This window comes from Thermoanaerobaculia bacterium, from assembly GCA_035717485.1.
GTDB lineage: Bacteria > Acidobacteriota > Thermoanaerobaculia > UBA5066 > DATFVB01 > DATFVB01.
This window is the reverse complement of sequence record DASTIQ010000155.1, coordinates 1-9,902: the sequence shown is the minus strand read 5'-3', so window position 1 is coordinate 9,902 and position 9,902 is coordinate 1. Positions and strand designations below refer to the sequence as shown.

8 protein-coding genes are annotated in these 9,902 nt (G+C 71.0%); 4 read left to right on the top strand and 4 right to left on the bottom strand.

Going from position 1 to position 9,902, the window contains the following annotated elements; translation table 11 throughout:
• Positions 1–2,740 (bottom strand): PAS domain S-box protein (locus VFS34_08300; GenBank protein ID HET9794450.1); only part of this gene is annotated, 2,740 nt, incomplete at its 3' end.
• A 33-nt stretch (positions 2,741–2,773) separates the two neighbouring features.
• On the opposite strand from VFS34_08300, the gene VFS34_08295 reads away from it, so the two are divergent.
• On the top strand, positions 2,774–3,070 hold the full coding sequence (locus VFS34_08295) for a YciI family protein (protein ID HET9794449.1): 297 nt from the start codon (positions 2,774–2,776) through the stop codon (positions 3,068–3,070).
• A gap of 12 nt (positions 3,071–3,082) precedes the next feature.
• Here the strand turns inward: VFS34_08295 and VFS34_08290 are convergent, their stop codons facing one another.
• Both VFS34_08290 and VFS34_08285 read right to left on the bottom strand, forming a co-directional pair.
• Positions 3,083–3,862, bottom strand: coding sequence for a DUF1206 domain-containing protein (locus VFS34_08290; protein ID HET9794448.1), 780 nt, complete (start codon positions 3,860–3,862; stop codon positions 3,083–3,085).
• The gene (locus VFS34_08285) at positions 3,855–4,844 is read right to left on the bottom strand and encodes an alpha/beta fold hydrolase (GenBank protein ID HET9794447.1); all 990 of its coding nucleotides are present in this window, start codon (positions 4,842–4,844) and stop codon (positions 3,855–3,857) included. Before VFS34_08285 ends, VFS34_08290 begins: the two co-directional genes overlap by 8 nt.
• A 55-nt stretch (positions 4,845–4,899) precedes the next feature.
• On the opposite strand from VFS34_08285, the gene VFS34_08280 reads away from it, so the two are divergent.
• Both VFS34_08280 and VFS34_08275 read left to right on the top strand, forming a co-directional pair.
• A complete protein-coding gene (locus tag VFS34_08280; protein HET9794446.1) occupies positions 4,900–7,341 on the top strand; it encodes a zinc-dependent metalloprotease in 2,442 nt (813 codons plus the stop codon).
• The gene (locus tag VFS34_08275) at positions 7,338–7,829 is read left to right on the top strand and encodes a WbuC family cupin fold metalloprotein (protein HET9794445.1); all 492 of its coding nucleotides are present in this window, start codon (positions 7,338–7,340) and stop codon (positions 7,827–7,829) included. The genes VFS34_08280 and VFS34_08275 overlap by 4 nt, the downstream gene beginning before the upstream one ends.
• Positions 7,830–7,835: 6 nt before the next feature.
• On the opposite strand, the gene VFS34_08270 is transcribed toward VFS34_08275, so the two are convergent.
• Complete coding sequence (locus VFS34_08270; protein ID HET9794444.1) at positions 7,836–8,984, bottom strand: PP2C family protein-serine/threonine phosphatase; 1,149 nt, start codon at positions 8,982–8,984, stop codon at positions 7,836–7,838.
• A gap of 349 nt (positions 8,985–9,333) precedes the next feature.
• Between VFS34_08270 and VFS34_08265 the strand changes: the two genes are divergently transcribed.
• On the top strand, positions 9,334–9,902 hold a 569-nt coding region (locus VFS34_08265), incomplete at its 3' end, for an exo-beta-N-acetylmuramidase NamZ domain-containing protein (GenBank protein HET9794443.1).

The following is a 9,902-nucleotide window of genomic DNA, read 5'->3' as shown; positions in this document are numbered from 1 at the left end:
CGGGCGTTTCGACCCCTTCGGCGATCACGTCGATCTTGAGCTCCTGCGCCATCACGATCGCGGCCCGGACGATCGCCGCGTCGTTGCCGTCGGAGCAGACGTCCCGAACGAAGGCCTGGTCGATCTTGATCGTGTCGATCGGGAACTTCTTCAGATACGAGAGCGAGGAGTAGCCGGTCCCGAAATCGTCGATGGTGATCCGGACGCCGAGGTCCTTCAGCGCGCGGAGCGCCACCACGCTCGCCACCACGTCGCGCATCGCCACGCTCTCCGTGATCTCGACCTCGAGCGCCTCCGGAGAGAGGCCCGTCTCGCGCAGGACCGCGTCGACCCGGTGGGCGAGCTCCGGCTGCTGGAACTGACGGGCCGAGAGGTTGACGGAGAGGCGCAGGTCCGGACGGCCTCCGACGTGCCAGCCCTGCATGCGCGAGCACGCGGCGCGGAGGATCTGTTCCCCGAGCGGAACGATGATCCCCGTCTCCTCGGCGATCGGGATGAACTCCGACGGGCCGAGGCGCCCGCGCGCCGGATGCTCCCACCGGGCGAGCGCTTCCGCGCCGACGAGCCTTCCGTCGCGGACGTCGACGAGCGGCTGGAAGTGCACGCCGACCTCGTTCTGGTCGAGCGCTTTCCGGAGGTCCGTTTCCAGGGCGAGACGGCGGATCGCGTCGTGCGTGTGCTGGGAGGTGTGAAACTGGAAATTGTCCCGCCCCTCCTGCTTGGCGCGATACATCGCGATGTCGGCGTTCTTGACGAGCGACTCGCGGTCCTCCCCGTGGCGGGGGAAGAGGCTGATGCCGATCGACGCTGTGACGTAGAGCTCCCGCTCGCCGAGGACGAACGGTCTCTTGAAGAGCCCCAGCACGTTCTGCGCGACGCGAGCGGCGTCGTCCTCGTGGTTGATCCGCGCGAGCAGGATGATGAACTCGTCCCCGCCCAGCCGCGCGAGCGTGTCGCCGCCGCGAATCAGCTGGGAGAGCCGGAGCGCGACCTTCTGGAGCAGGAGGTCGCCGACCTTGTGCCCGAGGCTGTCGTTGACGACCTTGAAGCGGTCGAGGTCGAGGAAGAGGATCGCGAGGCGATGCCCCTCCCGGCGCGCCTGGGAAAGGGCGATCTCGAGCCGGTCGGCGAAACGGGCGCGGTTGGGCAGGTCCGTCAGGGGATCGTGGTAGGCGAGCCGTTCGATCTCCTGTTTCGCGCGCTTGCTCTCCGTGATGTCGCGGCAGACCGACAGGACCGCGCTCTCGCCGCGGTACTCGACGACGGACGAGCTCACGAGGAGATCGATCGGAGTGCCGTCCCGGTGGAAGTGCACCGTCTCGAGGTTCTCGGAGGCGCCTTCGCGGAGGATCCTGCGGATCTGCTCCTCGCTCCGGGGCACGTCGCGCGTGAAGTTCTTCAGGCTCATCCCGACGATCTGGTCGCGCGGGAGCCCATACATCTCGCACGCCTTCCGGTTCACCTCGAGGATCATCTGCGACTCGGGGCGGAGGATCAGGATCGCGTCGTTGGCGCTCTCGAACAGGTCGCGGTATTCGCGCGCCGAGCGCCGGAGGGAATCCTCGGCGCGCTTGCGTTCGGTGATGTCGGTGATCGCGCCGAGCGTTCCGACGATGCGGCCCTCGGAATCCCGGAAGGGGATCGCGTTGACCTCCGCGTGGAACCGCGATCCGTCGAGACGGCGCATCTCGACCTCGTATCGCTCCGACTGACCGCGGAGGCGCCGCCGATTGCGCTCCTCGAGAGCCGGCCAGTCCTTCGGCGCGAGGAACAGCTCGCTCGCGGGGCGGCCGACCATCTCGGGCACGCCGTACCCGGTCATCCCGGCCATCCGTTCGTTCGCGAAGAGGATCCGGTCGTCGCCGTCGGTGATCAGGAGGCCTTCGTTCAGGGTCTCCACGACCGCCCGGTGCCGTTCCTCGCTCTCGCGGAGGGCGCTCTCCGCCCGGTGACGCTCGCTCACGTCGCGGAAGCTCCAGACCCGCCCCGCCGCGCGCCCGTTCACGCGCTGGGGGATGGAGTAGCGCTCGAAGACGCGGCCGTCGCGGAAGTGGAGGACGTCGAAGCTGTCCGCTTCGGGCTGGGCGTAGAGGTCGCGCACCTTCCTCAGGAAGGCGTCCGGATCGGCGAGCTGCTCGAGGACGACGGAGAGCGCGGCGTCGTCGTCTCCGGTCGCGAGCACGGATTCGGGGATGCGCCACATCCGGACGAAGCGGCGGTTCGTGCTCACGATCTTCCCGGAAGCGTCGACGACGAGGAGCCCGTCGGCGGTCGATTCGAGCGTGGCGGAGAGGAGCGACAGCGCCTCCCGGAGCTTCTGCTCGTCCCGCTTGCGCGCGGTGACGTCGCGGACGACGGCGATCAGCTTCGGGGTGCGCTCGCCCCCGAACGGCTTGAAGACGATCTCCATCTCGACGCGCTCGCCCGCCTTGTTCAGGATCGCCGTTTCGAACGTGTACTTCGGCGAGAACGCGACGCGCCGGGTCCGGAGCTGGCGCCGGAGGCCGCGCCGCTCTTCCGCGGGGACGAGTTCGAGGAGCGAAGGGAGCGCGTGGAGCTCCTCGGCGCCGTAGCCGGTGAGGCGGCAGAAGGCTTCGTTGGCGGAGACGAGCCGTTCCCCTTCGGCGACGAAGAAGCCCTGGCCGAGGTCGCTCTGCGCCTGGAGCAGGGTTTCCAGCTCCGAGACGATCTCGTCGGAAGACGGCCGCCCCGTCGCCTCCGCCCGGCTCGGTTCGGTCATTTCTTCGATTGTACCCGATGCTATGCTCGCGCGATGTACGCGATCGCGATCATCCGCTACCGGCGGGCGCTCGAGGAGGTGCTGCGCGGGCTCGACGAACACCGCGCGTACCTGCGGAGCCTGCGCGATCGCGGAGCGCTCCTCGCCTCGGGGCCGTTCGAGCCCCGCAGCGGGGGCGCCCTCCTCCTTCGCGTCTCGGACGAATCTCCCCGCGAGGAGCTCGACGCGATCCGCGACGGGGATCCGTTCGTCGCGCAGGGGATCGCGCAGTACGAGCTGCAGATGTGGGCGCCGACCATCGGCAAGGAGTCCCTGGATTCCCTGCTCTAGTCGACGCTCCCGCTACTCCCGCCGATAGACGGCCAGAACCCACCGGGACAGTCCGTAAGCGACCAGCCCCGCCGCGATCGCGGCCAGCAGACCGGGTCCGAACGGGAGCCGTTCCAGGCGGCGCAGGGCGCCGCCCGAATCGACGACGTCGCGGGGATCCGCCTCCGTCCCCGCGCGCACGAGGTACAGCGCGATCGCTCCGACGAGCGCGCCGTGCGCGGCGATGCCGGCGCGGGCGATCGCCTCCGCCCAGCGCCGCGGGCGCCGCGAGAGGGCGCCCTTCGGAAGGCGGTCTTTGAGCCTGCCGGTCGCGCCCTGGACGATCTCGAGGAGGGCGACGATCCCCGCGGCCGCTCCCGCGGCGACGAGCGCGCGGGGTCCCCACGAGCGATCGAGGAGCCAGGACACCGCGCTTCGGAGCACCGGCGCGCCGGTCCGCCGGACGTTCCGCCCGACCCGGAGCGCGGTCGCACCGAGGAGAAGCGCTCCCAGAGCGCGGGCGGCCGCGGCGATCCGCCCCGAGACGGACCGCCGGGTGAAGGCGTCGATCGCGCGGAAGAGGGCGTCGGCGAAGAGGCCGCCGGCGACGAGTGCCACGACCAGCGGCCCGTGCGGCTCGCGGATCACCCACCGCAGCGCTTCGTCCGGGCCGGCGGCCGATCCGGCGCGGGTGGCGAGCGCGGCGCGCGCCGCGAGGAACCCCATCGCGACGTAGACGAGTCCCCGCGCGGCGTCGCCCAGCCGGCCGAGGAACGCGAGACGGCGGGCGGCGGGGGCGCGCCGCTCAGCCAATCCGTTCCTCGAGCCACTCCACCACGGCGGTTTCGGCCCAGGATCGGAGCGCCCACGGGGGTCCTTTCGGGAACCCGAGATGGCTTCCCGATTCGGTCACGCGGAAATCGATCGCGGAAGACGCCGCCGCCCGCGCCCGCTCGACCGCCTCCTCCGGAAGGAACGGGTCGTTCTTCGCGGTCACGCAGAGGGTCGGAACCGAGATCCGGGGAAGGAATGCGAGGGAGCTCGATCGCGCGTAGTAGTCCTCCGCGCCCGCGAATCCGTGCAGCGGCGCGGTCGCCGCGTCGTCGAATTCGAAGAACGTTCGGGCGCGCGCGATGCGCGCGGCGTCGATGCGCGCGGCGGCCTCGGGAAATCGCGTCCCGACGGCCAGCGCCTTCGGGCGAAGGCTGCGCAGGAAGACGCCGGTGTAGAGCGGACCGAGGCCGCGTTCGAGATGCCGCGCGCAGGCCAGCAGGTCGTAGGGAACGGAGATCGCCGCCGCGGCGCGCACGCCGGCGCCCCCTTCGCCGAGCCACTTGAGCAGGACGTTCCCTCCGATCGACGCCCCCGCCGCGACGATCGGGGCGGCGGGTTCCCGGCCGGCGAGGGTTCGCACGACGAAGCCGAGGTCGCCCGTCTCGCCCGAGTGATAGAGGCGGGCCGTGCGGTTCGGAATGCGGCGGGCGAGTCGTTCCGGATCGCGCGCGCACGAGCGGAAGTTCAGGACCGTCGCATTCCAGCCGCGAGCCGCGGCGAGGGAAACGAGACCCTGCGCGTACGACGAGTAGGAGCTTCCTTCGAGCCCGTGGAGCAGGAGGAGCCTCGGCGTCCCCGGCGCCCCCTCTCCGACATGATCGAGGAGGAGCTCGTCGCCGTCGGGAGTCGGGAGAGATTCCCGCCGATACGCGATCCGGCGCCGCCGCCGAAGGAGCGCGCCGCCCGCGAGTTGCAGGTGCGTGTTGCGGAGCCAGATCGGCGGGCGGAACGCGTCGGGCACCGACGGATCTTACCGGGCGCGGAAGGCCGGCGGACGGCGTGATTAAATCCCGCGCATGACGACCCGCCGCTCGCGCATTTCCACGGTGCTCATCGGCCTCCTCCTGTCTCTCTCCGGCGCGGCCGGAGCCGCGGAGAAGATCGAGCCTCTTCCCTCGATCGCCGATCGCGCGGGGGGGCTGACGCGCCGGGACGGTTTCCTCCCGTTCTACTGGGATGCCCGGCGGGGGGTCCTGCTCGTCGAGATCTCGCGCTGGAACGACGACTTCCTGTACGGCGCCGGGCTCGCCTCGGGGGCGGGGCTCGTCGATCCGACGATCGACCGCGGCGAGATCGGCTCTCTCGGCCTGTGCCATTTCGAGCGGATCGGCCCGCGCGCCCTCCTCGTCCAGCAGCAGACGGAGAATCGCGGGGAGAGCGCCGACCCGGAACAGCGGCGCGTCGTCGCGGAGTCGTTCCCGACGTCGATCCTGGCGGCGCTCCCGATCGTCGCGGAGACCGGCGAGACGGTCCTCGCCGACGCCACCGACCTCCTCGTCCGGGACACGGGAATCGCCCCCCTCCTCAAGCGCGCGAAACAGGGGGAGTGGCGCGCCGATCCCGCCCGCTCGGTCCTGAGCCTCGAGCGCGCGGGCGCCTTTCCGCGGAACACGGAGATCGAAGCCCAGGTCACCGTCGTTTCCGACGATCCTCCCGCCGCGATCGCTTCGGTGCTCCCGGACGGCAAGACGATGACGCTTCGCGTCCACCACACGTTCCTGAAACTGCCCGAGCCCGGATACACGCCGCGGCGGCTCGATCCGCGGATCGGCTTCATCCCTCTCTTCTACCGCGACCATACGGCGCCGTTCTCGGAGCCGCTCGAGCGCTACCTCGCGTGCCGCTGGCGCGTCGATGCGGAGCACCCGATCGTGTATTATCTGGACCGCGGGATCCCCGAGCCGGAGCGCTCCGCGATGAAGGAGGCGGCGCTCTGGTGGAACCACGCGTTCGCGGAGGCGGGACTCCCGGGCGCTCTCGTCCTGAAGGACCTCCCCGAGGGCGCGACCTTCCTCGACGCGCGCTACTCGGGGATCGAGTGGATCGACCGCGCGGAGCGCAGCTGGTCGTTCGGCGAGATCCAGGTCGACCCTCGCACGGGCGAGATCGTCCACGGGGTCGCGCGCATCGATTCCCATCGCCGGCGGACGACGGACCGCATGTGGAAGAACTTCCGCGAGCCGAAGGAATTGCCGTCGCCGCTCGCCTGCCGGGCGGGCGACGCGCCGGACCTGGCCTGGCTCGCGTCCGAGGGCGATCCCGGCATCGCCGACGAAACCCTCGTCCTCCAACGCCTCCGTTACCTCGTCGCGCACGAGGTGGGCCACACGCTCGGTCTGATGCACGACTGGGCGGCGACCACTTTCGGCTGGGGCTCGGTGATGGACTACCTCGCGCCGCACGTCGAGCTGAAGGAGGGCCGCCTCGACTTCTCCGATGCGTATCCGAACGACGTCGGATCGTACGACCGGCTCATGATCCGCTGGGGATATTCGTCCGACGGGAGCCGGGAGCGCCTCGAGGGGATCGTGCGGGAGGGCTATGCGCTCGGCAACGTTTATCCCCTCGAGAGCGACCCGCGCTGGGCCGAGTACGACTGGGGCAAGGATCCGGTCGCGTGGCTCGACACGACGCTCCGCGTGCGCCGCGTGATCCTCGACCGTTTCGGCGTGGCCCAGCTCTCGCCGGGGGAACCGGTCTACGATCTCCAGAAGCGATTCTCGCTCGCATACCTCTACCATCGCTTCGCGATCCGCGCCGCCCAGCAGTTCGTCGGCGGACAGTTCCAGACGAACGCGCTCGCGGGCGACGGGCAGGAGCCGACGGCCTGGGTGGGCGCCGCGCAGCAGAAGGAAGCGCTGCGGCTGCTGATCGAAGCGCTCCGTCCGGAGAACCTCGACATTCCGGATCGCATCGCCGCCGCTCTCGTGGCGGCGCCGCAGGGGGAGAACCCGACGCGCGAGCGATTTCCCTCCGACGCGGGCGACACGTTCAGCCCCCTGACCGCCGCGCGAACGCTCGCGGGGCTCGTCGTCGCTCCGCTCCTCGAACGCGACCGCGCGGCGCGCCTCACGCTGGACCGCGAGCCCGGCGCGCCGACGTTCGACGAGGTCCTTCATCGCCTCGTTTCCGCCACCTGGGGCGCCCCTCCCGACGGCTCTCCGCGGCTCGCGGCGCTCCGGAGGGTCGCGCAGAGAGTCGTGCTCGACCGGCTGATGGATCTCGCGGCGGACGACCGGGCGTCGCCCGAGGTCCGCGCCGAGGCGACGGCGGCTCTCTCGGATCTTCGCGCGCGGCTCGCCGTGACGCGCGGCGGGGACCCCTCGGCGCGCGCGCACCGGCTCCTCGCGCGCCGCGATCTCGCCGAATTCCTCGACCGGCCCGACGTGCGGGCGCGGCGCCGCCCGGCTCCCGAGGCTCCGCCGGGACGTCCGATCGGCGGCGGCGCGCCCCGATGAACGGGCCGCCGCGCGCTCCGGCGTGGATCACGCGCGAGACGATCCGGACCGTTTCCCGCGAGGCGGCCTCTTCGCCGCGGCGCCGGAAGAACCGGAACCTCCACGCGATGGAGGACCCCGTGCATCGCCTGTTGAACGGGATGGAACCCGGAACCTACGTGCGTCCTCACCGCCACCTCCACCCTCCGAAGAGCGAGACGGCTCTCGTCGTCGCGGGGCGGATCGGCATCCTCTTCTTCGACGATGCGGGCTCCGTGCTCGAACGCCGCGCGCTCGAGGCGGGAGGCGAGACGATCGGCGCCGATTTTCCTCCGGAGGCATGGCATACGCTCGTCGCGCTCTCGCCGGGGAGCGTCTTCTTCGAGACGAAGGCGGGCCCTTACGCTCCCCCTCCGGAAGCGGATCTCGCCTCCTGGTCGCCTCCCGAGGGATCGGCGGATGCGGCGCGGCTCGAGCTCCTCTGGCGGGGCCTCTTCGACGCGCGCTGAGGCGTCCTACGCGGCCGTCGCCGCGTCCCGTTTGACCACGAGGATCGAGACGTCGTCTTCGGGAACGGCGCGGCCGCAGAACCGGACGACCTCCGTCGCGAGCGCCTCGACGACGTCCGAGGCCGCGCGCCACGCGTGGGATCGGACGATCGACGCGATCCGCGCGTCTCCGAAGTCCTCTCCGTCGCCGTTCCTCGCCTCGGCGAGACCGTCGGAACAGAAGACGAGGACCTCGCCCGGCCCGATCGTGGCGGTCATCGCCGGCCACGCGAGCCCTCCCTTGATCCCGAGGGGATAGGCGCCTTCCCCGACCTCGCGGCGGACGGATCCCTCCGCATCGGTCAGGAGGAGCGGCGGATGACCCGCGACCGTCGCGGAGAACGCGCCGTCGGGCGAGAGCATCACGTAGACGCACGAGAAGAAGGAGCGGGCGCCGCCCGTCCGGCAGAGCGTCCGGTTGAGCGCGCCGACCAGGGCGGCGGGGGAGGGATCGGCATCGAGCTGCGTCCGGAAGGCGGCGTGCGCGACCGCCATCACGAGGCCCGCCGCCATGCCGTGTCCCGACGCGTCTCCGAAGAGGATCGCGAGCCTTCCGTCCGGAAGCGGAGCGAGATCATAGAGGTCGCCGCCGACCATGTTCGCGATCCGGTTCCACGCCGAGATCTGGAAGCCGGGGAATTCGGGCACCTCCTTCGGCAGCAGGTCGCGCTGGAGCTCCCGCGCCAGCACGAGCTCGTCGCGGAACTGGAGCTTGTCGACGAGCTCCATCGCGAGGAGGAACGCCATCAGGAGGAACGCCGCGAGGAGGAAGTCGACCGTGTTCGACGCGAGGCGCCAGTAGTCCACCTCGGCGCGGTGCCCGGAGGACATCTGGATTCCCTGGATCAGGGCGCCCAGGAGGAACAGTCCCGCGATCGCGAACACGAGACGGCGGGGCGGCGCGAGCCGCTTGACGAGCCCGAAGGCGATGGCGTTGACGATCCGCACGAAGCGCTTCAGGCCGTTCCGGGTGCTTTCGATCTCTTCGCGATGCTCGGAGACGAGCTGCTGCCGGGCGGACTTCCACTCGCGGGAGTACAGCCCGACGAGCTCGTCACGGCGCAGCGAGCGAGCCGTTTCCTTCGCCATCGCGATCCAGTCGCGAACGATGGGCATGCCCGAGGATACGAAAAACGAGGGGCGGAGTTCATTTCACGTTTCGCGACCGTTCCCGAAGTCCTGAGGACACGGCCGGGATGCGGCGACGGGACCTGGGGCCCGGCATCGGCCCTCGACGGGGAGCATTGGCGATCCGAGCTCCGCGAGCGTCGCGAAGGCGACTACCCTGGGCTCTCATTCGCCCCTGCCGGGCGCCGAAGCGGTCGAGGGCGTCAGCCCGAGCCGCGAAAGGCCGCATCGCGAAAAGTCTCCGCGAGTAACCGAGTGGAGGAGGTTCGCGATGCGGGAGCCGGAACGATCCGAGCTCCGCGAGCGTCGTTCCGGCGACGGGGGTTAAGATCCGCCGGTGTTCTGCTTCGGGATCGATGCGCTGGAAACGGATCCGGCCGCGGTCGAGGGCGCGCGCGTCGCTCTCCTTTCGCATCCCGCGGGGGTGAATTCGGCGGGCGAGGCGTCCTGGGAGGTCCTGCGCCGGATCCCGGGATGCCGGCTGGTGCGCCTCTTCGGGCCGGAGCACGGGATCGACGGCAGCGCCCAGGACATGGCGTCCGTGCGCGACGCCGCGCATGCGCCGACGGACCTCCCGGTCCGTTCCCTGTACGGCTCGACCTTCGCGTCCCTCGCCCCGGCTCCCGCCGATTTCGACGGCGTCGATGTCCTCGTCTGCGACCTGCAGGACGTCGGCGCGCGCTACTACACGTTCGTCTGGACCGTTTGCCTCGCGATCGACGCGGCCGCCCGCGCCGGGACGCGCGTCGTCGTCTGCGACCGCCCGAACCCGATCGGGGGTGCCGTCGAAGGGGAGCCGCAGGCCCCCGAATTCACCTCCTTCGTCGGGTGGAGGCGCGTGCCCGTTCGACACGGCCGCACGGTCGCGGAGCTCTCCCTCCAGTACCGGGAAGAGGCGCGCCCCGA

Excerpts from the sequence above, each read along its gene's own strand:
- VFS34_08295 (HET9794449.1), top strand. The coding sequence starts at position 2,774 with ATGTACGCGATCGCGATCATCCGCTACCGGCGGGCGCTCGAGGAGGTG.
- VFS34_08280 (HET9794446.1), top strand. The coding sequence starts at position 4,900 with ATGACGACCCGCCGCTCGCGCATTTCCACGGTGCTCATCGGCCTCCTC.
- VFS34_08275 (HET9794445.1), top strand. The coding sequence starts at position 7,338 with ATGAACGGGCCGCCGCGCGCTCCGGCGTGGATCACGCGCGAGACGATC.
- VFS34_08270 (HET9794444.1), bottom strand. The coding sequence starts at position 8,984 with ATGCCCATCGTTCGCGACTGGATCGCGATGGCGAAGGAAACGGCTCGC.